This window comes from Caulobacter sp. GW821-FHT10F06 (genome assembly GCF_058809215.1).
Genome location: NZ_JBXASK010000003.1, coordinates 605332 through 627238, shown reverse-complemented (window position 1 = coordinate 627238; position 21907 = coordinate 605332). Strand labels below are relative to the sequence as shown.

Below are 21907 nucleotides of genomic sequence, written 5' to 3'. Positions count from 1 at the left end.
ATGGAAACCTATAAGGCCTTTATCAGCTACAGTCATGGCGACAGCGCGCTGTCGAGCTGGCTGCACAGGGCCTTGGAGACCTATCGCCTCCCGGCGGAGCTCGCCGGGCCGGACAGGCGCGGTCGCGCGCTCGGCGCGATCTTCCGTGACCGGACCGAGCTTTCGGCCGGCTCGGACCTGACGCGCTCCATTCGCGACGCGCTCGACCACTCCGAATATCTGATCGTCCTGTGCTCCACCGCGTCCCGCGCCTCTCGCTGGGTCGAGGCCGAGGTGCGCTATTTCCTCGAAAAGCGCGATTTGCGCCACGTCCTGTGCGTCATCGTCGACGCGCCGGCGGGCGAGACCAGCATCCTGGCCTGTCTGCCGAAGGCCCTGGCCGAAGCGTATGGCGACGTTGGCGAGCCGCTGGCGGCGGACCTGCGGCCCGGCGGCGACGGCCGCCGCATGGCGCGACTGAAGATCGCCGCCGGCCTGCTGGGCGTGGGTCTGGATCGACTCGTCCAGCGCGAGGCGCGCCGGCGGATGCGCTGGATGACCGCCGTGACGGCCACGGCGGCCGTCATCAGCCTGTGCATGGCGGGTCTGGCCTGGGTCGCGATCGACGCGCGCCAGCTGGCCCAGGCCCGCAACGCCGAAGCCGAGGATCTGGTCGCCTATATGCTGGGCGACCTGCACGACAAGTTGGAGCCGGTCGGCCGGCTGGACGTGCTGGACGGCGTCGGTCGCAAGGTCCTGGAGCACTACGCCAAGGGCGGCGGACGGCGTCTGGACGACGCGGCGCTCGCCAAGCAGGCCAAGGCGCTGACCCTGATCGGCTCGATCCGCAACGAGCGCGGCGACCTGAAGGGCGCGCAGGAGGCCTTCTCGCGGGCCGCCACGACCTCCAAGGCGCTCACGGCGCGCAAGCCGAACGACACGGCGCGGCTCTTCGACGAGGCGCAGAACGTCTATTGGCTGGCCTATGTCGATTGGCGGCTGGGCCACGGCAAGTCCGCCGAGGCGGGCTTCAAGGAGTACTATCGCCTGGCCGAGTTGATGCAGCGGCTAGAGCCCGACAACCCGGACTGGCGTCTGGAGGGGGCCTATGCGCGCAGCAACCTCGGCACGCTTCTGCTCGAGCAGGGGCGCTTGAACGAGTCCTTGAAGGCTTTCGAGAGCGCGCGAGCGGGGTTCAAGGTCGCCAGCGAGCGAAATCCCCAGAGCGCCGAACGGCTGGGCGACCTGCTCGACTGCCAGAACTGGATCGCGGACGTCCTGGTCAAGCTGGGCCGCCTGAAGCAGAGCTACGAAGAGCGTCGGGTGTCGTCCACGCTGCTGCACGAGCATCGTCGGCGCGACCCCAACAACATGCCGCTCGTCGCGCAGGCCTTCGCCGCTGACGTCGCCTTGGCGCGGCGCGCCGCGGATATCGGCCATCAGGACGAGGCAATGTCGCTGATCATCCCGGCCCGCGCCGAGCTTTTCGCCCTCAGCCAGCGCGATCCGGCCAACGCCACCTGGGTGGAGTATGTCGCCGTTACCGATCTTAGCGTGGCGGATATCGCGCTCGACACGGGCGATCTGCCGCTGGCCAAGCGGTCACTGGCCGACGCCAGCGTGCGCATCCGTCAGCTGACGGCGCTCAACCCGTCGGTCTATCGCTGGCGATCAGATCTGGAGGGCCAACTGCGGCGCCAGTCCATTACGCTGGCCTTGCGGTCCGGCGACATCGCCGGTGGCCGACGCCAGGCTCGGCAGCTGGTCGCGATCAGCGGGGCCCCGGATTTGCAGTTCGACGAGGACGAGCGGGCCTTCCTTCTGGGCTTCGCCTATCTCGCGGCGGGTGAGCCCAAGCAGGCGGCGAAGATTCTCGCCGAACGCGAATCAACCCTTACGCCGTTGGGGCTGGACTATCTGGCGCGGGCCCTGGCCGGGACTGGCGAAACGGTGCGCGCCCAGCGAATTGTGGCCCGGTTGCGGGAAGAGGGTTATGCACGCTCAAGCTTCCTTGCATTTTGGACGCGTTCTCGCCTAGGTACAATTTCACCTCAGGGGGGAATTTAGATGGCCGAACCTTTGCCGCTCAACGAAGTCGATGTCGTCATCGGCTTGGACGACTCGTTCAATTTCCTGAACTTCGCAGACCCGAACAATCCGGTCCGCCTGCAGCTCGATGTCAATGTACGCACCCTGCTGACCTTCACGCTGGACAACAGCCTGCTGGGCGCCGGCTGGCGGTTCCAGGACGAGCCGATCATCATCCGCAACGACTACGGCGTGAACTTCTCCAGCTACATGTGGGCTCATCACGAGTTCGAGGGCGAGATCGTTCCGTATACGAGCTTCCGGGTGATCTTCGAATGCGCCCGCTTCGGCGAGTACGAGTACAGCCTGCTGATGCTGGACCGTCACAAGCAGAAGATCACCCTCGATCCGAAGATCAAGAACGGCACGGGCCTGCCCCCCGGCAAGGTCTGAGCCCATCGGCGCTCAGCCGAGAGCCGAAGACGATCTCGCCGCGCTGATCCAGCGCGGCGAGCACCTCCAAGCCTATGATGCGGCCGCGCGGCTGATCGAAGACGGCGACGGCTCGCTGGCCGTCGCCCACGCCGCCGTTCTGTCCCTGGCGCGCGCCGGCGCCACCGATCACGCCCGCCGTGAATATGTCAGGCTCGGCCTCGCTGACGCCCTCGACGACCATGGCGCCATGACGCTGGGCGCCCGACTTCTGAAAGACGTCGCGCTCTCCGCCGCCGGCCTTCGCCGCCGGGCTTTCGCGCGCGCCTCCGCCGAACGCTACCAGGCGGCCTGGTCGCGTCACGGCGATCTCTACAGCGCCGTCAATGTCGCCACGATGCGGTTGCTGGCGGGGGAAGGCGAAGCGGCGCGCGCCTTCGCCAGCCTCGCGCTGGATCTGCCGATACAGGCCGAGACCGGCGAGCTTGCCTATTACGACGGGGCGAGCCGGGCGGAGGCCCTGGTGCTTCTCGACCGCGTCGAGGCCGCCGGCGAACGCCTGCGCGAGGCGATCGGCAAGGCGCCGCTCAGTTTCGTCGCCCAGGCCTCCACGCTGCGTCAGCTGGAGACCATCCTGCGGGAAACCGGCGCGCCCACGGCGTGGCTCGACCCGCTTAGGCCTCCGGTCAGCGCCCACTTCACGGGCCATATGTTCGCCCTCGACGCGGTCGGATCGGATGCGGTGGAGACCATGCGGCAAGGCATGCGTCGCGCCATCGCCCAGGAGCGTGTCGGGTTCGGCTATGGCGCCCTGGCGGCCGGCGGCGACATTCTCTGGGCCGAGGCGTTGCTGGATGCTGGAGCCGAGCTTCACGTCGTGCTGCCCACGCCAGCGGACTCGTTCGTCGAGACCTCCGTTCGACCGTTCGGGGAAGACTGGGTGGGGCGGTTCGACGCCTGCCTGAGCCGCGCCCGATCCGTCCGGTTGGCTGGCCGCGACCCCTTTGCCGGCGACGACCAGGTGTTCGCCTATTCCAGCCGCTACGCCATCGGCTGCGCGGTGCTGAGAGCGCAGGGCCTGGCGACCGAGGCGGTGCAGCTGGCGCTATGGGACGGAAAGGGCGCGGAAGCCGAGGTCGGCGTCGGCGCGGACATCGCCTACTGGGCCGGCGGTGCGCGTCGTCAGTCGGTGACGCCCTTCGATGTCCCGCGTGGACCGCGTCCGACGTTCGTCACGGCCCCGGGGCGGCGGGCCATGAAGGCGATGCTGTTTCTCGACGTCCGGGGCTTCGGCGCTCTGCGCGACGACCAGGTGCCGGCGTTCTTCGACGCCATCATGAGCCGGATCGCCGGCGTGCTGGCCGGCCTCGCGACGCCGCCCGAGCACGTCGAAACCTGGGGCGACGGGGTGTTTCTGGTGTTCGCCGAACCCGCCGCCGCCGCCGAGGCCGCCATGGCGCTGCTCGAAGGCCATCGGCGGTTGAACCTTCCGTCCTTCGGCCTGCCGCGGGGGCTCGGCCTGCGCATCGGCGGCCACTACGGGCCGGTGCACTTGCGGGAAAATCCGATCTCGGGCGCACAGGCCGTGGTGGGCGCGCACGTGGTGATCGCGGCGCGCATCGAGCCCAACGCCGCGCCGGGATCCGCCCTGGTCAGCGAAGCCCTGGCGGGCGTGCTGGCCACCTTCCACGGCGATCGGTTCGGCTGCGGCTATGTGGGGCGGACCGCGCCGCGTCGGGACTTTCCGCCCACGCCAATCTTCCACCTTTCCCGCCGGTCATAGCCCCAGCCGAGACCGCAATTTCCTCGCCTGTGTAAATCGGCACATCCCACTGACCGAACAACGGTCAAGTTGCCCTCTGTTCTCGTCGATCCCGATCCCCAGTCGGGGCCGGCGAGGATCAATGCAGGCAGGGGGGGGAGGGTGTGACGGACTTCATCGACGCAAAGGACGTTCAGGCGCCCACCGCACCTGTGCCCCTGACGGTGACGTCCGTCGCATTCCCGCCGGCGCGCGCCGCGCGCCCGAAGCGCCCCAGCCTGATCGCGCGTCTGACGGCGAGGTTCAAATGACCTGGCTGAACGCGCGACGCGCCACACAAGCGACGTTGCTGGCGGCGATGATCCTGGTCGTTTCGGGCCTGGTCGTCGCGCTCTTCAGTGAGAGTGATCACCGGCTGCGTCAGGTCGAAGGGCTGCGCGCCAGCGCGGAAGTGCTGGCCAGGACGGTCTCGCCAGCCGTGTCGGCGGATGATCGACCGACGCTCCACAAGCAACTCCAGACCCTGGCGGCTGATCCCCGGATTGAACTGGCCGTCGTTTCCGACGCCTTCGGCCGGCCGATCGCGCGCTATGTCCGCAGCCCGACGGCGTCGGACAGCGGCGCGGTCGCCACGACCTCGGTCGTCAGCCAGGGGCGCGGTGTCGGCGTCGTGCGGGTCGAGGCCGTGAGCGAGCCTTTGTCCGGCGTGATCGGGCGACAGGTCGGAACGGCTTTGGTGACCCTGCTCGCCCTGGCGGGCCTTGGCGGCTTTCGATGGGCTCTGTCCCGGGCTCATCTCGAGGTCGCGGTGCGCGATGCGGCCTTGACCGATGTCGGCCTGAGGCTCGACGAGCAGATCCTGCGCCGCAAGGCGGTCGAGGACGCCCTGCATCAGAGCCAGAAGATGGAGGCCATCGGCCGGCTGACGGGCGGGATCGCGCACGACTTCAACAACCTGCTGCAGGCGGTGCACGGCAATCTGGAGATGATCCGCCGCAAGCCCGACGATCCGGACCGCGTCCGTCGCTGGGCCGAAAGCGGCTATGAGGCGGCGGCGCGGGGCGCGCGGCTGACGGCCCAAATGCTGGCCTTTTCGCGCGATCAGAAACTGCAGCTGGGTCCGCTGCGCGTCGCCGACATCACGCCGCGTTTGACGGAGTTGCTGACGCCGACGCTGGGACCCTCGATCGCGCTGGTCTTCGATCTGGCCGACGGCGAGATGCGGGTGAACGGCGACCTGCTGCAGCTTGAATTGGCCATGCTGAACCTGGCGATCAATGGCCGGGACGCCATGCCGGACGGCGGCGTGCTGACGATCTCCACCGCGCTCACGATGGTGACCGGCGATCCGGAACTGAAGCCCGGGGCCTATATCGCCCTGTCGGTTTCCGACAACGGCGCCGGCATGGCCGACGACGTCAAGGCGCGCGCGTTCGATCCGTTCTTCACCACCAAGGGCGTGGGCATGGGCTCCGGTCTGGGCCTTGCTCAGGTCTGCGCCATCGCCAAGCAATCCGGCGGCGTGGCGCGGATCGACAGCACGTTGGGGGGCGGCACGACCGTCACCTTGCTCCTGCCCAGAAGCCACGAGCCTCTCATCGTCGTCGAGCCCGCCATCAACGCCCGAGGGCGACGCGCGCGTCGGGCCGAGACCATTCTCGTGGTCGATGACGATCGCGGCGTGCGGTCGTTCATGCGCGAGGCGCTCGAAGCCATGGGCTACGTGGTCCGCGAAGCCTCGGACGGCGTGCTCGGACTGGAAGCCCTGGCCAGCGGCCCGGTCGACCTGATGCTGATCGACTTCGCCATGCCGGGCATGAACGGCGCCCAGGTCGCCCGACAGGCGCTGCAACAACGCCCCGACCTGTCGGTGCTGTTCGCCAGCGGTTACGCGGACACCCCCGCGCTGCGCGAGGCTGCGGGACGTTCCGCGTCCGTGATCCGCAAGCCGTTCGACATCGATCAACTCGGCGAAGCCGTGGGCCGCGCCCTGGCCAGCTAGCCGCAACGGTCCTCATCGCGATCGTGCAGTGGAAAGTTCGGAGCAAGGTCGCGCCGAACCGCGTTCTGCTGACACGATAGGGACCGCGCCGTGTGACCGTGCCGGGGCCGGGCGGTCTTCGCGAACCCGCCATTGAACGGCGCTATTGAAAGCTCGGACCGGAACACCCAAGCTTTCTGAACGTTGTGCTCGGCCGGGTTTCGCGACCCCAGGTCTTGGCCGCCAGGAGAGCCCATGAGCCCGGACGACCTTCACGTTCCCGAGACCGCCGGCGCGGTGTCCTGCCCCGAGCTGGAGCGCTACCGCATGGTGCGGAGCCGCACCGAGACCCTGGCCTCGCCGCTGTCCGACGAGGACCAGTCGGCGCAGTCCATGGCTGACGCCAGCCCGACCAAATGGCATCGCGCCCACACCACCTGGTTCTTCGAGACCTTCCTGCTGGTCCCCTATCTCGCCGGCTACAAGCTGTTCGACACCCGCTTCGGCTACCTGTTCAATTCCTACTACGAGGCGCTAGGCCCCCGGCAGCCGCGGCCCGCCCGGGGTTTGTTGACGCGTCCCTCCTGTGCGGACGTCGCCGCCTATCGCCACCATGTCGACGCGGCGATGAAGCGTCTCCTGACCGGATCGCCATCGGCCATTGTGCGCGAGCGCCTGGAGTTGGGTCTGGCGCACGAGGAGCAGCATCAGGAGCTGATCCTGATGGACATCCTGCATCTCTTCGCCCAGTCGCCCCTGGACCCAGCCTATCGGCCGCCGGTTTCGGAGCGCCGAGATCCAGCGGATCCGGAGCGCTTCGTGACGTTCGAGGGCGGTCTGGTCGAGATCGGGGCCGGGCAGGGCGGCTTCGCGTTCGACAACGAACGCCCGCGCCACAAGGTCCACCTGGAGCCCTATCGTCTCAGCGACCGGCTGGTGACGAACGGCGACTGGCTCGCCTTCATCGAGGCGGGCGGCTATGCGCGCCCGGAATTCTGGCTCTCGGACGGCTGGGCAACGGTCGTCGAGGAAGGCTGGGAGGCTCCGCTCTATTGGCGACGCGAGGAGGACGGCTGGTCGGTGATGACCCTGAATGGTCGTCGCCCGGTGGATCCCGCCGATCCCGTCGTCCATGTCAGCTATTACGAGGCCGCCGCCTATGCGGCCTGGGCGGGCAAGCGCCTGCCGTCCGAAGCCGAATGGGAAGCCGCCGCCCGCGCGCCGGGCGCTGGCGGCCTGCGCCAGCTGCAGGGCCATGTCTGGCAATGGACCACCAGCGCCTATTCGGCCTATCCGGGGTTCAAGCCCGGAGCAGGGGCCCTGGGCGAGTACAACGGCAAGTTCATGGTCAACCAAATGGTCCTGCGCGGCGGCTGTTCGGCCACGCCTCCGGGCCATGCGCGCTCGACCTATCGCAACTTCTTCCAGCCTTCCAAGCGCTGGGCCTTCTCGGGCCTGCGTCTGGCCGACGACGGCGCGCCGTCGGGCGAGGCGGCGCTCGCGGCGGACAGTTCGTTCCTGGCCGACGTCGTGGCCGGCCTTTCGGCCAAGCCCAAGACCTTGCCCAGCAAGTATTTCTACGACGCCGAAGGCTCGCGCCTGTTCGAGGCGATCTGCGACCTGCCGGAATACTATCTGACCCGCACCGAGACCGCCTTGCTGCGCGCGATCGCGCCGGAGATCGCCGCGCGCATTCCGGACGGCGCGGCGCTGGTCGAGTTCGGCAGCGGGGCCAGCACCAAGACGCGGATCCTCCTGGACGCCGCGCCGCAACTTTCCGCCTATGCGCCCATCGACATCAGCAAGAGCGCGCTGGACGAAGCGACCGCCGCGATCGAGGCCGACTATCCGGGTCTGAAGGTCGCGCCGCTGGTGGATGACTTCACCAAGGCGCTGCGGCTGCCGCAGGCCATAGCCGGCGTAAAGGCCGTAGGCTTCTTCCCGGGCTCGACCATCGGCAATTTCCCGCCGGCCGAGGCTGAGGACTTCCTGCGTCGCGCGGGAGAACTGCTGGGCGACGGCGCGACGATGGTGGTGGGCGCGGACGTGGCCAAGGGAGCCGACATCCTCATCCCGGCTTATGACGACGCGCAAGGCGTGACGGCGGCCTTCAATCTCAACGTCCTGGCGCGGATCAACCGTGAGCTCGGCGCGGACTTCGACCTGAAGGCCTTCAGCCATCGCGCGGTGTGGAATGATCGCGAGAGCCGGATCGAAATGCATCTGGTCAGCGATCAGGCCCAGACGGTGACCATCGGCGGGCGCGGTTTCGACTTCGCGGCCGGTGAGACGATCCACACCGAGAATTCCTACAAGTACCGGTCGGAGGCTTTCGAGGCGATCGCCCAGCGCGCTGGGTGGACGGTGTCGCGGCGGTGGGAGAGCGCCACGCCGGCCTTCGGGATCTACGTCCTCACGCGCTAGCGACAAGCTGGATGACGGACACGCGAACGCGCGCTGGACGGGGGAATCCAGCGCGCGGCGCGAAATTGTGTGGAGAGGCTTAGAGGCCGCCGTCTCCGCCGGGTCGGATCACGCGTGACGAGGAGCCGCCCTTGCGTCCGGCGTTTGCGGCGAGATCGCGATCCTTGGCGAAGCTTCGCTTCTCGCTAGGAACGCTGGCCCCGCCCTTCCGCGCGATCTCGCGGCGACGTTCGGGGTCCATGGCGGCGAAGCCGCGGCGGCCACGGGGCCGTTCGCTGTCGAGGTCCATATGGTGCTCCTAATCGAAACTTATCACGGTCGAGACGAGCTAGGCGTTGGCGTCATAGGGACGGTCGTCCCCAGGATCGATCGGTGGGGGATTGGCTGGCTCTTCCACCGGCGTCGCCCCGGGATCGTATTCGGGGGGCTGGGGCTCGGTCGGCGGAGGGGCCTCGGGATCGGTCATGGCGTCGTTTCCTGCGCGTTGGTGTAGGTAACCGGCGAAGTCGCGTTCGGTTCACCGCCCAACAGCAAGAAAAGCGTTCGTCCACACGGATATCGCTTCTCAAAGAGGATCAGAGCCTTGAGCAAAGCCGAGAAGACCCCAGTCGTCCGCAAGATCACCGCGTCGCATTGGCGGCTTTTCGCGGCCTGTTTAGTCGGAGTGACGACATGGGCTGTCGCGCGCTTTCTGGACGCGCCGAAGGCTTCGCACCTGCTGATCGGCTGGGATGTGGGCGCGATCGCCTATCTCGGCCTGACCTGGACGCTGTTCCTGCGGGCGGACGAGAAGAAGGTGCGGTCGATGGCGGCGCGGGAGGACGAGGGGCGATCGGTTCTGCTGATCATCGTCCTCGCGGCCATCGTCGCCAGCCTGTGGGCGGTGGTCGACGCCATGATCGCGGCGCGGACCTCAGGGAGCGCGGTGAAGACCTTCATCGCCAGCTGCGCGGGCGCGACCTTGGTCCTATCTTGGCTGGTGCTGCAATCGGTGTTCGTGCTGCACTACGCTCATCGCCATTTCGGCGAGGGCGAGGGCAAGGACGGCATCGGGTTTCCGGGCGAGCCGGCCAGCACCTACATGGACTTCGTCTACCTGGCCTTCAGCATCGGGGCGACGTTCCAGGTGTCGGACAATTCGGTGCTGACCTCGAAGCTGCGCAGGCTGGTCACCGCCCACGCGGCGACCGCCTACTTCTACAACACGGCGATCCTGGCGCTGGGGATCAACATCATCGCCAGCGTCGTGGGCGGCTAGGGACGGCCGGGCGGGGGCTTGCGGCCGCCGCCGGGTCCGCCTTCCGGGCGCTCGCGGCCCTGGCTGGGCGTGCGCGGCAGGTCTTCCAGGCGCAGCGCGCCGTCCTTGTCGGTGTCGAGCAGGGCGAAGCGGGCCTTGGCCGCTTTCAGCGCCTCCTCCTTGGAGATGCGGCGATTGAAGTCGGCGTCCGCGCCCATCACCGGCTGGGGTTCGGCCAGCAGGGAGTAGGGAGCCGCGCCCTGCAGTGCGACGCCGCCCATGCCGCCACGACCGCCGCCGCCCTTGCCGCGACCGCCGCCCGGTCCGCCCGGTCCGCCCTCGGGAGGCCCGCCGCGGCCGCCACCCATGCCGCCGCCATCGAAACCGCCGCCCAGCAGGATTTCGGGCGCGATCTTCTTCTCGTAGGTCGAGACCTCGAACCCGTCGATGACGCCGTCATGATCGACGTCCAGCACCGCGAAGAACCGCGCGGCGTCGTTGACGAACTCATCGCGCGACAGCGCGCCGTCGTGATTGGCGTCCGCGCCGGCGAACCAGGTCGCGACGGGGTAGGGCGCGTCGGCCGGCGCGCGGAATGGCTCGCCTGCCGGGCTGATGAACAACTGCATCCGAGGCCGCTGCGGGCCGCGCTCGCCCTCCTCGCCGGGAGGCCGGCCAAAGCCGCGTCCGCCCGGACCGCCGCCGGGACCGCCGGGGCCGCCGGGGCCATCGGGCGGCGCGTGGCCGCAGGCGGCGAGGGACAGGGCGGCCAAGGTCAGGACGGCCAGAGCGCGTGATGTCATGAGGAACTCCTTCCCCTCGCATCAAGCGCGGCCCGATTGCGCGCGGATGTCTGCGCAAGAGCGATGTCTTGCGCGCCTGCAACAAACCGGCGCCTGAGGATGCGCGACCCTAGATCGGCAGCCTGACGCAGGCCCGCAGGCCGCCTTCGGGACGATTGATTAAGACGACGTCGCCGCCATGGGCGCGCGCCAGGGAGCGCACGACGGCCAGGCCCAGGCCGATGCCGCCCGTCTCGCGGTTGCGTGACGGCTCGCCCCGGAAGAAGGGCTCGAACACCCGCTCCAGCTCGGCCAGCGGCACGCCGGGGCCGTCGTCGTCGATCTCGATCATCGCCATGTCGCCGTCCGCGAACACGCTGCCGCGCGCGACATGGCCGTACTTCAGAGCGTTCTCGACCAGATTGGCGACCAGGCGCTTGAGCGCGACGGGATCGCCCTCGATGACGACCTTCTCGGCCCGTTCGACCGTGGCCGCGCCGCCCGTTTCGGCGGCTTCGTCGATGACGCTTTCAAGCAGGGAGGCCAGCTCCAGCTTGGTGCGCTCGGCCGGCCGGGTGGTGTCGCGCACGAAGGCCAGGGCGGCGGAGATCATCGCCTCCATCTGGTCGATGTCGCTGGAGAGCTTGACCCGGACGTCGTCCGGCGTGGCCTCGATGCGGAAACGCAGGCGGGTCAGGGGGGTGCGCAGGTCGTGGGCGATCGCCCCGATCATCGCCGTGCGGTCCTCGACGTAGCGGCGCAGGCGCTCCTGCATCATGTTGAAGGCGCTGGCGGCGGCGACGACCTCGGTCGAGCCCGTCAGTTCCAGCGGCGTGGCGCGGGGATCGCGGCCCAGGCGTTCGGCGGCTTGGGCGAAAGCGGTGATCGGACCCGCCAGGCGACGGGCGAACAGCCAGGCCAGCGGCGAGACGGCCAGGATCGACAGGCCCAGGATCAGCAGGATGCGCTGCTGCCAGCTGTCGAGGCGGAAGGTGGGCTTGGGCTCGACCACCACCCAGCGGCCGTCGGACTGGCGAACGCCCAGTTCGAAGTCGCCGAAGATCAGCGGTTCGTCGCGCTGGGCGCGCAGGCGCTCGCCCGGAGGCGGCAGATCGCGCGTGAGGAACTGGTCGCGCGGGCCGCCGGGACCTCCCGGACCGCCGCCAGGGCCACCAGGACCGCCAGGGCGTCCCGGACCGTCCGGGCCGCGTCCGTCCAGCTTCTGGGCGTCGATCTGGCGCTTGGCGTCGGCCTTGCTGAGCCGGCGCACGAAGAAGCGCGGACCGTTGTCGGTAATGATCTCGATGCGGTCGGGCGCGACGTCGATGGCGCGGCCGATGCCGGCCTTGAAGTCCAGACGACGCGGGGAGTCCACCCCGCCCGAGCGCATCTTGGCCTTGTGCTTGATGACCAGCGGGCGGCCGTCGCGCGACTCCACCGTCTGCCCTGTCTTCAGGGCGCGGGTGATCTCCGACAGCCGGTAGAATTCCGGCGGCGGGGGCGGGAGGGTGAAGATAACCGCGATGGCGATCAGCTGCGCCGCCACCAGGGTCAGGATCACCAGACCCAGAGCCTGGACGAAAAGCGGCGCGCCGCGCTGGCCGCGCGTCATGGCGTGCGCACGACCTTGGCCGTGAACATGTAGCCCTCGCTGCGAATGGTGCGGATCAGCTCGCTGCCGCCGCCGTCGTCCAGCTTTCGCCGCAGGCGGCTGATCTGGACGTCGATGGCGCGGTCATAGGCGTCGCTGTCACGGCCGCGGGCCAGATCCAGCAGCTGGTCGCGGGTCAGCACCCGTTGCGGCCGCTCGACGAAGGCGCGCAGCAGCGAGAACTCGCCGCTGGACAGGTTGACCACCACCGACTGCGGCGAGCGCAGTTCGCGGCGGACCAGGTCCAGGCGCCAGCCGGCGAACTCGCAGGCCGCGCCCATGGCGTCGTCGCCGCCGCGCGGCTCTTGCCGGCGGCGCAGCACGGCGCGAATGCGGGCCAGCAGCTCGCGCGGGTTGCACGGCTTGGGCAGGTAGTCGTCGGCGCCGAGTTCGAGACCGACGATCCGGTCGGTCTCCTCGCCCATCGCCGACAGCATGATGATCGCCGGACCGTCCTGGGCCGACAGCCGTCGACAGATGGCCAGGCCGTCTTCGCCCGGCAGCATGATGTCGAGCACCACCAGGTCGACGGGGCCTCTGGCGAGGACCTGTTCCATGGTGCGCGCGTCCGAGGCGGTCTCGACCGTGTAGCCATGCCGTCCGAGGAAGTCGGACACGACATCGCGAATGCCGGGATCGTCGTCGACGATGAGGATGCGGGACGCCGCGCCGCGCGGGGCTTCCGGATCAGCGGCCGTAGGGCCGGGATGTGGGATGGTCTCCATGAGACGCTCCTGTCATGTTCCCGTGCCCTTCAGATTTCACGCTTGAAACCGTGGCGCAACCCAAGGGCTCGATTTGAGCCTCAATCAGCGCCCAAGGCCCTGGCTGGGCGGTATTCTTCGTTTCTCAGCGTTGCCGCGACATTTTGCGGCGCCCGTCTGATCATCCCGGTGAAGTGTTCTTTGGGATGACGAAATCGGCGCCCTTGATGTTCTGGGCTTCGATGGCGAGATCGCTGACATAGGGGTTGCTGCGCCGCTCGGCGGCGAAGCTCGACATCGGTCCGTGGCCGGGCACGAAACGGACGTCGCCGCCCAGGGGCCACAGCTTCTGGGTGATCGAGTCGAGCAGGTCCTGGTGATTGCCGCGCGGGAAGTCGGTGCGGCCGATCGACCCCTGGAACAGAACGTCGCCGACCTGGGCGAAGCGCGCCTCGCGGTGGAAGAACACCACGTGGCCGGGCGTGTGTCCGGGGCAGTGGAAGACCTCGAACTGGGTCTCGCCCAGGGTGACCACGTCGCCGTCGTCCAGCCAGCGGTCCGGCTCGAAGATGCGGGCCTCCGGAATGCCATAGCGCTCGCCGGTCATCTGGATCTGGTCGATCCAGAACTGGTCGTCCTTGTGCGGCCCCTCGATCGGAACGCCGGTCAGGCGCTTGAGCTCGGCCGCGCCGCCGGCGTGGTCCATGTGGCCGTGGGTGATCCAGATCTTCTCCAGGGTCAGACCCTGATCGGCCAGGGCCTTCATCAGGCGCGGCACCTCGCCGCCCGGATCGATGACGGCGGCCTTCTTGGTCTTGGCGCACCAGACGATCGTGCAGTTCTGCTGCAGCGGGGTGACCGGGGCGATCACGGCGCGGATCGGCGGCTCGGTGCTCATCGTCAGGCTCCAAAAGAAAACGGGCGGAAGCCGTGAAGCCTCCGCCCGTTCGAACTAAGCGTTATCCGCTCCGGTTCAAGCGCTATTGAGCGCCTGGCAGGCCGGTGGGCGGCGCGTCGTCGTCCAGTTCGTGGACTTCGCCGCGAAGACCCTTGCCCACGTGGCTCTTACGGAAGCCGTAGGCGAAATAGAACACCAGGCCGATGGCGGCCCAGATCGGCAGCAGCCACTTGGCCATCGGCGGCAGGAACATGAACAGCACCAGGCAGCCGATGATCGCCAGGGGCGCGACGACCCAGACGAACGGCGTCTTGAACGGACGCTTGCGGCCCGGATCCTTGATGCGCAGCATCATCACCGCGATCGCCACCATCAGGAACGCGAACAGCGTGCCCGAGTTGGAGATGTCAGCCAGCTTGCCGACCGGGAAGAAGGCCGCGGCCACCAGCACGATGCCGCCCGTGACCATGGTCACGATGTGGGGCGTCTTGTACTTGGGGTGAACCTTGCTCAGCACGCTGGGCAGCAGGCCGTCGCGCGACATCACGAAGAAGATCCGGGTCTGGCCGTAGATCATCATCAGGATGACCGAGGGCAGGGCCAGGCCGGCCGCTAGGCCGAGCAGGTTGCCGATGGCCGGGTGGCCGATTTCGCGCAGCACGTGAGCCAGGGCTTCCTTCGAGCAGACCAGTGGCATGCCGCCGGCGGCCGTCAGGTCCTTACAGCGCGCCGCCAGCTCGACCGAACCGGGCGACAGCACTTCGCCGGCCAGGCCGAACACCGGTTGGGCGCCGTACGAGCCGATCGCGCCGGCCGCGACCAGCAGGTAGAAGATGGTGCAGATGACCAGCGAACCGATCAGGCCGATCGGAACATTGACCTGAGGGTTGCGGGTCTCTTCCGCTGCGGTCGAGACCGCGTCGAAGCCGACATAGGCGAAGAAGATCGACGCGCCCGCGCCGATGATCCCTGCCGTGGCCAGGGGGGCGAAAGGGTGGAAGTTCTCCATCTTCATGACCGGCACGGCCAGGAAGATGAAGGCGCCCAGGGCGGTGATTTTGATGGCCACCAGCACGCCGTTGACGGTGGCGCTTTCCTTGGTGCCCAGAACCAGCAGCCAGGTGACCAGCAGGGAGATCAGCACGGCCGGCAGGTTGATGATCCCGCCCGCATAGGGGCCGGCCGTCAGCATGTCGGGAATGTCGATGTGCAGCAGGTGCTCGAGCAGACCGACCACATAGCCGGACCACCCCACAGCCACGGCGGAGGCCGCCACGGCGTATTCGAGGATGAGGGCCCAGCCGACCAGCCAGGCGAAGAACTCGCCCAGCACGGCGTAGGAATAGGTGTAGGCGGAGCCGGCGACGGGAACCATCGAGGCCAGTTCGGCGTAGCAGAGGGCGGCGACGGCGCAGACGGCGCCAGCGATGATGAACGAGACCATCATGCCGGGGCCGGCTTTCTGAGCCGCTTCGGCGGTCAGAACGAAGATGCCGGTGCCGATGATTCCGCCGATGCCGAGCAAGGTCAGCTGGACAGGTCCCAGGGACCGATGCAGCGACTTCTTCTCGGCGGTCGCTAGGATCGCATCGAGCGATTTAACGCGCCACATAGTTCCTCCTGGATACGCACGACTCCCCCCCGGGGAACCGCCCTTGGATAAATTTTGCGGACGGTGACCCGTTTATGAGCATGGGGTCAAGGCCAAGCCGCGAAGGGGCGTAAATGCTCTCCGCTTAGGCGCCGCGTCCAGCCGCCCTTGGCGCTGAAGGCCTCGACGGCTAAAGCCGAGGCGATGTTGCCCATTTTCGAGGCCCTACCGGCGCTGAAAGACGCCTTGAGCGCGCGCGAGGCCGCCGTGCTGGTCGCGCCGCCCGGCGCCGGCAAGACCACGGCCGTGCCCTTGGCCCTGCTCGACGAACCGTGGGTGGACGGACGAAAGCTGATCGTGCTGGAGCCGCGCCGCCTGGCCGCTCGCGCCGCCGCCGCGCGCATGGCCGCCACGCTGGGCGAAGCCGTCGGCGAGACGGTGGGTTTTCGTGTACGACTGCAGTCGAAGATCTCGGCCCGCACCCGCATCGAGGTGGTGACCGAGGGCGTCTTCACCCGGATGATTCTCGACGACCCGGGTCTCGACGGCGTCGCCGCCGTACTGTTCGACGAATTCCACGAGCGCAGTCTCGACGCCGACCTCGGTCTGGCCTTCGCGCGCGATGTCCAGGGCCTGCTGCGCGACGACCTCCGCCTGCTGGTGATGTCGGCCACACTCGACGGAGCTCGCGTCTCGGCCCTGCTGGGCGACGCGCCGGTGGTCGAGAGCCAGGGGCGGATGTTCCCGGTCGACACCCGCTATCTGGGACGCGACGACCGCCTGCGGCTGGAGGAGCGCGTCGGCCGCGCCGTCGAGCGGGCGCTCGCCGAGGAAACGGGCAGCCTGCTGGTCTTCCTGCCGGGTCAGGGCGAGATCCGCCGCGCAGAGAGCTGGCTGGCCGAGCGCCTGCGTCGGCCCGATGTCGACCTGGCGCCGCTGTATGGCGCGCTGGAGCCCGGCGCCCAGGACCGCGCCATCGCCTCCGCCGCGCCGGGCCGCCGCAAGGTGGTGCTGGCCACCTCGATCGCCGAGACCAGCCTGACCATCGAGGGCGTCCGCGTGGTGATCGACTGCGGCCTGGCTCGCGTCCCGCGTTACGATCCGGCCAGCGGCATCACACGCCTCGACACCGTCCGCGTCAGCCGCGCCGCCGCCGATCAGCGCCGGGGCCGCGCCGGCCGCGTCGAGCCCGGCGTCTGCTACCGCCTGTGGGACGAGCAGGAGACCCGCTCGCTGCCGGCCTTCGCCCGTCCGGAAATCCTGGAAGCCGATCTGTCGCGCCTGGCGCTGGATCTGGCCCGCTGGGGCGCGCGCGATGCGTCCGGGCTCTGTTTCCTCGACCCGCCGCCGGCCGCCGCCTTCGCCGAGGCGCGCGGACTGCTGCAACGCATCCAGGCGCTGGATGGGCAGGGCGACCTGACTGCGCACGGCAAGGCTCTGGCCGAAATGCCCTTGCCGCCGCGCATCGCCCACATGGTGGTCCGCGCCGCTGCGTCCGGCCAGGCTCGGCGTGGGGCCGAGGTCGCCGCCCTGCTGACCGAGCAGGGGCTGGGCGGCCGCGATGTCGATCTGCGCCGCCGCCTTGAGACCCTGGGCCGCGATCGCTCGCCCCGGGCCAAGGACGCCCAGGCCCTGGCCGACCGCTGGGCGCGGGCGGCGGGCAAGCCTTCCGGCGCGACGCCGCTCGACGAGGGGCTGATGTTGGCCGAGGCCTATCCCGAGCGGGTGGCCCGGGCCCGCGGCAAGCCGGGCGAATTCCAGCTGGCCGGCGGGCGCGGCGTCTATCTGGAACCCACCGACCCCCTGGCTCGCGAGACCTGGCTGGCGGTGGGCGAGCTGGGCGGCGGCGACAGCCGCGACCGCATCCTGCTGGCCGCCGCCGTCGACGAGGCCGCCCTGCGCGAGGCCTTCGCCGACCGCCTGACCGCCGAGGACCGCCTGGAGACCAGCTCCGGCGGCAAGGTGCGCGCCAAGCGGCTGCTTCGCCTGGGCAAGCTGGTGCTGGAGGAGCGGTTGATCGACAAGCCGGACCCGGCTCTGATCGCCAGCGCCTTGCTGGACCAGGTGCGGGCCGAGGGTCTGTCGGCGCTGCGGCTGGGCGACGGCGTGCAGGGCCTGCGCGATCGCGTCGCCTTCCTGCGCGCTTTGGACGGCGACGCCTGGCCCGATCTGTCGGACGCGGCCCTCCTGGATCGCCTCGACGACTGGCTGGAGCCGCTGCTGCACGGCCGCTCGTCGCTTTCGGCGCTGGACGAGAGCACGCTGGACGGCGCGATCCGTTCGCTGATCCCCTGGGACGCTCAGCAGAGGATCGACGCGGCCCTGCCGGCCCGCTTCAAGGCCCCGACCGGCACCACGGTCGCCATCGACTACGCCGCCGAGGCCGGTCCGCGCATCGACATCCGCGTGCAGGAGCTGTTCGGCCTGACCGAGCATCCCACCATCGCCGGCGGCAAGGTCCCGCTGGTGCTGTCGCTGCTGTCGCCCGGCCACAAGCCGATCCAGATCACCCGCGACCTGCCCGGCTTCTGGAAGGGTTCGTGGCGAGAGGTGAAGATCGAGATGAAAGGGCGCTATCCCCGCCACGTCTGGCCCGACGATCCGGCCAACACGGCGCCGACGACGCGGGCGAAACCACGCGGCACGTGAGCTTCCGGCGAAAGGGCTTGCCTTGCATCTGGAAGTTGCGCCAATCGAGTCACGGCCAAGCTTGTTGGCGCGTGTGAAGGAAGCAAGATGACCATTCGTCGGTTCGTGAAGTCCCTGGGTCTGGCCGCGATCCTCGCCTCGACGGCGTCGCTGGCGCACGCGGGCATCTACACCGACGACATGTCGAAGTGCCTGGTTCGGGCCACCACGCCGCAGGATCAGGCCGATCTCGTAATCTGGGTCTTCGTTGCGATGGGCGCCCATCCCTCCGTCAAGGGCTACGCCAACATCAGCGACGGCCAGCGGATCGAGGTGACCAAGAAGGTGTCCGGCCTGATGGAGCGTCTGCTGGTCAGCGATTGCCGCAAGGAAACGGTGCAAGCCATCAAGTACGAGGGCTCGTCGGCGATCGAGCAATCGTTCGGCGTGCTGGGGCAGGTGGCCATGCGCGGCCTGATGAGCGACCCGAACGTCGCCAAGAATTTCGCCGCGCTCGGCGAATATGTCGACCAATCCAAGTTCGAGACCTTGGCCAAGGAAGCCGGCCTGGCCGACGTCAGCAAGCCGGCCTCGAAATAGCCGGCGGGGCGCGGTCAGGGCAGGGCGGCCAAGCCGTCCTTGAAGCCCTTCAGGCTGACCGGCAGAGCCACGCCTTCGGCGGGCGTTTCCATCAGGGTGAAGGTCGCGGTCGCGCCTGCGCCCAGCTTGGCGACCAGGTCGTCTCCCAGTTCGACCTCGGCGATGCAGCCGCTCTGCAGGCACCGGACGAAGGCCGCCGAGCCGATGTCGACGCCGTCGATCTTCAGGCCGACCCCGCCGGGCAGCAGCACGCCCAGCGGCGCCACGACCCGCAGGATGCGCGCCTTGTCAGCGGTCCTCAGCACGACGACGGACAGGCCGATCGCCTGGGGGCCGTCGGCCACCACCGACTGAACCAGGGCGCAGGATGGCCGCGCGGGCGGCTGGCTGGGCTCGCATCGGGTTTGCCAGTCGCCGAAGGTCTTGCCCGCCGTCGTCGCGGCGAAAGCCGGCCCGGCGGCGGCCATCAGGCTCGCTGCGCCGACGAGGCCGGCGATGATCTTGTGTCTGGTCACGCAACAAGCCCCCGCCCGTCGAAGTCGGACGGATTGGAGGCGCGGACGTCGCCAGCGTCAAGCGCGCCTATTGGGCTCGGCTGAGCCAGTGCAGCACGTTGAGCAGGTATTGCTTGTTCTGGTCGGCTTGCGGGTAGCTGAAGCCCACCAGGCCGCCGCCGTTGGCGCGCTGGGCGGTGAACATCGCCGCCTCGCTGAAGAGCGCTATGCGACCCTTGCCGACCTCCATCGCCGCGCCGCGCAGATCGGCGTCGGTCGAGGGGCGGGAGGGCGTGGTTTCGTCGAATTTCCAGGGCTCCTTCGGAAGAAGGATCGACCAGCCCGGCCCCAGGCGCAGCAGCGGAACGGCGCCGGTCGGCGCGTGCAGGACCGTGCCGGTGAAGGCGTAGACCTTGTCCACCGGCTTGCCCTTGGCCCCGCCTTGGGCGATCGGGCCGTCGAGCAGCCGGCCATTGGTCTTGGAGAACAGCTCGGGCCCGCGCACCGCTTCGAACGCGAAGCTGTCCTCGAACTGGAAGCCGAAGCTGCGGGCCACGCCGTCGGCCGCGGCGCCGAAGGGCATGTGGTCGGCGATCAGCAGCAGGGAGCCGCCGGCCTCGACCCAGGCGTGGATCGCCGAGACCTCTTCCGGCGTGAAGGCGCTCAGCGCGTTGGCGATGACCAGCAGCTTCACGGCCTTCAAGGTGTCGGCGCTCGGCGCCGCGTCCAGCGAGGTCACGCGATAGCCGTCGTTGCGCGCCACCGCCGCCACCGGGGCGTAGCGGCCCGTGATCGTGTGGAAGTTCCTGTGGCTGGCGTCGATCGCGATCAGCGGGCCGGCGTCGGTCGCATAGGCGGGCGCGGCGACGCGGACATCGGCGTCGGGATCGGCGACCTGCTGGGCGAGGGCCGGCGTCGCCAACAGCGCCAGGACGATCGGAAACCAACGCATCGCATGCTCCAGGCTGTTTCGGGCTTCAACGCCGGTCGGCGGCTATTCCGTCACGGTGTAGATCATGATCCCGGTCGCCACGCTGAGGTTCAGGCTGTCGGCCCGGCCGCGCATGGGGATCTTGACGTTGACGTCGCAGGCGGCGGCCAATTCGGGCGGCAGGCCCTGCTGCTCGTTGCCCATCAGGATCAGCGACGGCTTCACATAGTCGGCGGACTTGTGGTCGACCGTGGCGGTCAGCAGAGTGCCGACCACGCTGCCGGGCCAGCCCTCGCGCCAGGCCAGGAATTCCGGGATGGTCGCCTTGGCGATCTTGACCGCGAAGATCGAGCCCATGGTCGCCCGCACGCCCTCGACGGAATAAGGGTCGACGCAGTCGCCGACCAGGATCACCCCGCCGCAGCCGGCCGCGTCGGCGGTGCGGATGACGGTGCCAAGGTTGCCGGGGTCGCGCACGGCCTGCATGGCCACCCAGCACGGCGCGCTTTCGGGCACGATGGCCGACAGCGGCGTGAACACCTGCTTGAAGACGCCGACCACCGCCTGCGGATTGTCGCGGCGCGAGACCTTCTCGAGGATTTCCCGATTGACCTCGATGACCTCGCCGCCGGCCTTCAGGCAGGCCTGCGAGGCCTTCTGCAGCATCGGGTGATCGGCGGCGTCGCGGCCGTACATGATGATCTTGGGCGCGTGGCCGCAGTCGATCGCCTCGATGACGATCTTCAAGCCCTCGGCCAGGAACAGGCCGCTCTCCTCACGCTCCTTGCGCATGTGCAGGGCGCGAACGGCCTTCACGGTGTTGTTCGACAGCGAGGTGACGGTCTTGGCGTTCATCGGCCTTGCTCCCCCGGCGTCTCTTGGGACGACCAGCGCGCAAAGAACGACAGGCCGATCTGGCGGTCGCCCTTTTCCTCGACCAGCGAAAGCTCGCCCCAGTCGATGACGCCGTCGCGACCGTCCAGCACCTGGGCCAGCAGGCCCGACATCGCCGCGCCCGAGACCCGGGCCGCATAGGCGTTCATCAGCAGGAACGAAGCCTCGTCCGACAGCAGTTGCGCGCAGTTGGCCGTCAGTTCGGTCAGGTCCTCGAACAGGCGCCAGACCTCGCCGTCGGCGCCGCGCCCGAACTTTGGCGGATCCAGGATGATCCCGTCATAGACATTGCCGCGACGCAGCTCGCGGGCGACGAACTTGCGGGCGTCCTCGACGATCCAGCGGATCGGCTTGTCCTCCAGCCCGGCGAAGGCGGCGTTCTCGCGCGCGAAGCCGACCGACTTCTTGGAGGCGTCGACATGGGTCACCGCCGCGCCGGCGGCGGCGCAGACGAGCGAGGCCACACCGGTGTAGCCGAACAGGTTCAGGATCTTGGGCTGGCGGCCGCGCGCCTTGATAAAGGCGCGAACCCGCTCGTCCTGCCAGGCCCAGTTGGCGGCCTGCTCGGGAAAGAAGGCCAGGTGGCGGAACGGCGTGAACTGGCCGTGGAATTTCGCCTCGCCCCAGCTCAGCGGGAACTTCTCGATCGACCTGCCCTTGAAGCGCCAACGACCGGCCTCGTCCTCGTCGGTGGGGTCGAACACCGCGTCGGCGCCCTCCCAGGCCGAAGCGGGCAGGCGCGGCGCCCAGAAGCACTGCGGCTCGGGACGCACGACCGCGTAGGGGCCGTAGCGTTCCAGCTTCTTGCCATTGCCGCTGTCCAGCAGGGCGTAGTGGCTCCAGCCGGTGGTGCGCATCACGATGGGGGCGGGGGCGATCGTCGGGCTCATC

At 69.0% G+C, this 21907-nt stretch carries 19 protein-coding genes; 8 read left to right on the top strand and 11 right to left on the bottom strand.

Going from position 1 to position 21907, the window contains the following annotated elements; genetic code table 11:
• The 5 genes from AC1RUS_RS09270 to egtB all read left to right on the top strand — a co-directional run bounded on the left by AC1RUS_RS09270 (position 1) and on the right by egtB (position 8606).
• Positions 1-2046, top strand: coding sequence for a TIR domain-containing protein (locus tag AC1RUS_RS09270; RefSeq protein WP_492915232.1), 2046 nt, complete (start codon positions 1-3; stop codon positions 2044-2046).
• A complete protein-coding gene (locus AC1RUS_RS09265; protein WP_492915230.1) occupies positions 2047-2460 on the top strand; it encodes a hypothetical protein in 414 nt (137 codons plus the stop codon).
• Positions 2461-2689: 229 nt separating this feature from the next.
• A complete protein-coding gene (locus AC1RUS_RS09260; protein ID WP_492915228.1) occupies positions 2690-4222 on the top strand; it encodes an adenylate/guanylate cyclase domain-containing protein in 1533 nt (510 codons plus the stop codon).
• Between the two features lie 286 nt (positions 4223-4508).
• Entirely contained in the window at positions 4509-6203 is a 1695-nt protein-coding gene (locus AC1RUS_RS09255; RefSeq protein ID WP_492915226.1) for a response regulator, read from the top strand.
• Positions 6204-6437: 234 nt separating this feature from the next.
• A complete protein-coding gene (egtB, locus tag AC1RUS_RS09250; protein WP_492915224.1) occupies positions 6438-8606 on the top strand; it encodes an ergothioneine biosynthesis protein EgtB in 2169 nt (722 codons plus the stop codon).
• Between the two features lie 79 nt (positions 8607-8685).
• On the opposite strand, the gene AC1RUS_RS09245 is transcribed toward egtB, so the two are convergent.
• Together AC1RUS_RS09245 and AC1RUS_RS09240 are read right to left on the bottom strand one after the other, a co-directional pair.
• Complete coding sequence (locus AC1RUS_RS09245; RefSeq protein WP_035043956.1) at positions 8686-8895, bottom strand: con-10 family general stress protein; 210 nt, start codon at positions 8893-8895, stop codon at positions 8686-8688.
• A 39-nt stretch (positions 8896-8934) separates the two neighbouring features.
• Entirely contained in the window at positions 8935-9072 is a 138-nt protein-coding gene (locus AC1RUS_RS09240) for a hypothetical protein (protein WP_492915222.1), read from the bottom strand.
• A 117-nt stretch (positions 9073-9189) separates the two neighbouring features.
• On the opposite strand from AC1RUS_RS09240, the gene AC1RUS_RS09235 reads away from it, so the two are divergent.
• On the top strand, positions 9190-9864 hold the full coding sequence (locus tag AC1RUS_RS09235; protein WP_492915220.1) for a DUF1345 domain-containing protein: 675 nt from the start codon (positions 9190-9192) through the stop codon (positions 9862-9864).
• Here AC1RUS_RS09235 and AC1RUS_RS09230 read toward each other — a convergent pair.
• The 5 genes from AC1RUS_RS09230 to AC1RUS_RS09210 all read right to left on the bottom strand — a co-directional run bounded on the left by AC1RUS_RS09230 (position 9861) and on the right by AC1RUS_RS09210 (position 15490).
• Complete coding sequence (locus AC1RUS_RS09230) at positions 9861-10646, bottom strand: hypothetical protein (RefSeq protein ID WP_492915218.1); 786 nt, start codon at positions 10644-10646, stop codon at positions 9861-9863. The two genes, AC1RUS_RS09235 and AC1RUS_RS09230, sit on opposite strands and share 4 nt — an antisense overlap.
• 109 nt (positions 10647-10755) lie before the next feature.
• Positions 10756-12237 (bottom strand): ATP-binding protein, encoded by a 1482-nt coding sequence (locus AC1RUS_RS09225; protein WP_492915216.1) that lies wholly within the window; start codon positions 12235-12237, stop codon positions 10756-10758.
• Positions 12234-13001: a response regulator gene (locus AC1RUS_RS09220; protein ID WP_492915214.1), complete on the bottom strand. Its 768-nt coding sequence runs from the start codon at positions 12999-13001 to the stop codon at positions 12234-12236. Before AC1RUS_RS09220 ends, AC1RUS_RS09225 begins: the two co-directional genes overlap by 4 nt.
• 160 nt (positions 13002-13161) lie before the next feature.
• The gene (locus AC1RUS_RS09215) at positions 13162-13878 is read right to left on the bottom strand and encodes an MBL fold metallo-hydrolase (RefSeq protein WP_492915212.1); all 717 of its coding nucleotides are present in this window, start codon (positions 13876-13878) and stop codon (positions 13162-13164) included.
• Between the two features lie 82 nt (positions 13879-13960).
• Entirely contained in the window at positions 13961-15490 is a 1530-nt protein-coding gene (locus AC1RUS_RS09210; RefSeq protein WP_492915210.1) for an amino acid permease, read from the bottom strand.
• A gap of 183 nt (positions 15491-15673) precedes the next feature.
• Between AC1RUS_RS09210 and hrpB the strand changes: the two genes are divergently transcribed.
• Together hrpB and AC1RUS_RS09200 are read left to right on the top strand one after the other, a co-directional pair.
• Positions 15674-18118 (top strand): ATP-dependent helicase HrpB, encoded by a 2445-nt coding sequence (gene hrpB, locus AC1RUS_RS09205; protein WP_492915208.1) that lies wholly within the window; start codon positions 15674-15676, stop codon positions 18116-18118.
• An 87-nt stretch (positions 18119-18205) separates the two neighbouring features.
• A complete protein-coding gene (locus AC1RUS_RS09200) occupies positions 18206-18697 on the top strand; it encodes a hypothetical protein (protein ID WP_492915206.1) in 492 nt (163 codons plus the stop codon).
• Between the two features lie 14 nt (positions 18698-18711).
• Here AC1RUS_RS09200 and AC1RUS_RS09195 read toward each other — a convergent pair whose 3' ends face one another.
• The 4 genes from AC1RUS_RS09195 to AC1RUS_RS09180 form a co-directional block, all read right to left on the bottom strand.
• Entirely contained in the window at positions 18712-19212 is a 501-nt protein-coding gene (locus tag AC1RUS_RS09195) for an invasion associated locus B family protein (protein ID WP_492915204.1), read from the bottom strand.
• A 67-nt stretch (positions 19213-19279) separates the two neighbouring features.
• Entirely contained in the window at positions 19280-20143 is an 864-nt protein-coding gene (locus tag AC1RUS_RS09190; protein WP_492915202.1) for a DUF4350 domain-containing protein, read from the bottom strand.
• Positions 20144-20185: 42 nt separating this feature from the next.
• Positions 20186-20977, bottom strand: coding sequence for a TrmH family RNA methyltransferase (locus AC1RUS_RS09185; protein ID WP_492915200.1), 792 nt, complete (start codon positions 20975-20977; stop codon positions 20186-20188).
• Positions 20974-21906, bottom strand: a complete 933-nt coding sequence (locus tag AC1RUS_RS09180) for an RsmD family RNA methyltransferase (protein ID WP_492915198.1) — start codon at positions 21904-21906, stop codon at positions 20974-20976. Before AC1RUS_RS09180 ends, AC1RUS_RS09185 begins: the two co-directional genes overlap by 4 nt.
• Position 21907: the final 1 nt, after the last annotated feature.

What these genes read in the sequence shown, in the direction of transcription:
- AC1RUS_RS09245 (WP_035043956.1), bottom strand. Translation starts at nt 8,895, where the DNA reads ATGGACCTCGACAGCGAACGGCCCCGTGGCCGCCGCGGCTTCGCCGCC.
- egtB (WP_492915224.1), top strand. Translation starts at nt 6,438, where the DNA reads ATGAGCCCGGACGACCTTCACGTTCCCGAGACCGCCGGCGCGGTGTCC.
- AC1RUS_RS09220 (WP_492915214.1), bottom strand. Translation starts at nt 13,001, where the DNA reads ATGGAGACCATCCCACATCCCGGCCCTACGGCCGCTGATCCGGAAGCC.
- AC1RUS_RS09180 (WP_492915198.1), bottom strand. Translation starts at nt 21,906, where the DNA reads ATGAGCCCGACGATCGCCCCCGCCCCCATCGTGATGCGCACCACCGGC.
- AC1RUS_RS09210 (WP_492915210.1), bottom strand. Translation starts at nt 15,490, where the DNA reads ATGTGGCGCGTTAAATCGCTCGATGCGATCCTAGCGACCGCCGAGAAG.
- AC1RUS_RS09255 (WP_492915226.1), top strand. Translation starts at nt 4,509, where the DNA reads ATGACCTGGCTGAACGCGCGACGCGCCACACAAGCGACGTTGCTGGCG.
- AC1RUS_RS09185 (WP_492915200.1), bottom strand. Translation starts at nt 20,977, where the DNA reads ATGAACGCCAAGACCGTCACCTCGCTGTCGAACAACACCGTGAAGGCC.
- AC1RUS_RS09190 (WP_492915202.1), bottom strand. Translation starts at nt 20,143, where the DNA reads ATGCGTTGGTTTCCGATCGTCCTGGCGCTGTTGGCGACGCCGGCCCTC.
- AC1RUS_RS09270 (WP_492915232.1), top strand. Translation starts at nt 1, where the DNA reads ATGGAAACCTATAAGGCCTTTATCAGCTACAGTCATGGCGACAGCGCG.
- AC1RUS_RS09240 (WP_492915222.1), bottom strand. Translation starts at nt 9,072, where the DNA reads ATGACCGATCCCGAGGCCCCTCCGCCGACCGAGCCCCAGCCCCCCGAA.
- AC1RUS_RS09265 (WP_492915230.1), top strand. Translation starts at nt 2,047, where the DNA reads ATGGCCGAACCTTTGCCGCTCAACGAAGTCGATGTCGTCATCGGCTTG.
- AC1RUS_RS09200 (WP_492915206.1), top strand. Translation starts at nt 18,206, where the DNA reads ATGACCATTCGTCGGTTCGTGAAGTCCCTGGGTCTGGCCGCGATCCTC.
- AC1RUS_RS09215 (WP_492915212.1), bottom strand. Translation starts at nt 13,878, where the DNA reads ATGAGCACCGAGCCGCCGATCCGCGCCGTGATCGCCCCGGTCACCCCG.
- hrpB (WP_492915208.1), top strand. Translation starts at nt 15,674, where the DNA reads ATGTTGCCCATTTTCGAGGCCCTACCGGCGCTGAAAGACGCCTTGAGC.
- AC1RUS_RS09230 (WP_492915218.1), bottom strand. Translation starts at nt 10,646, where the DNA reads ATGACATCACGCGCTCTGGCCGTCCTGACCTTGGCCGCCCTGTCCCTC.
- AC1RUS_RS09260 (WP_492915228.1), top strand. Translation starts at nt 2,690, where the DNA reads ATGACGCTGGGCGCCCGACTTCTGAAAGACGTCGCGCTCTCCGCCGCC.
- AC1RUS_RS09225 (WP_492915216.1), bottom strand. Translation starts at nt 12,237, where the DNA reads ATGACGCGCGGCCAGCGCGGCGCGCCGCTTTTCGTCCAGGCTCTGGGT.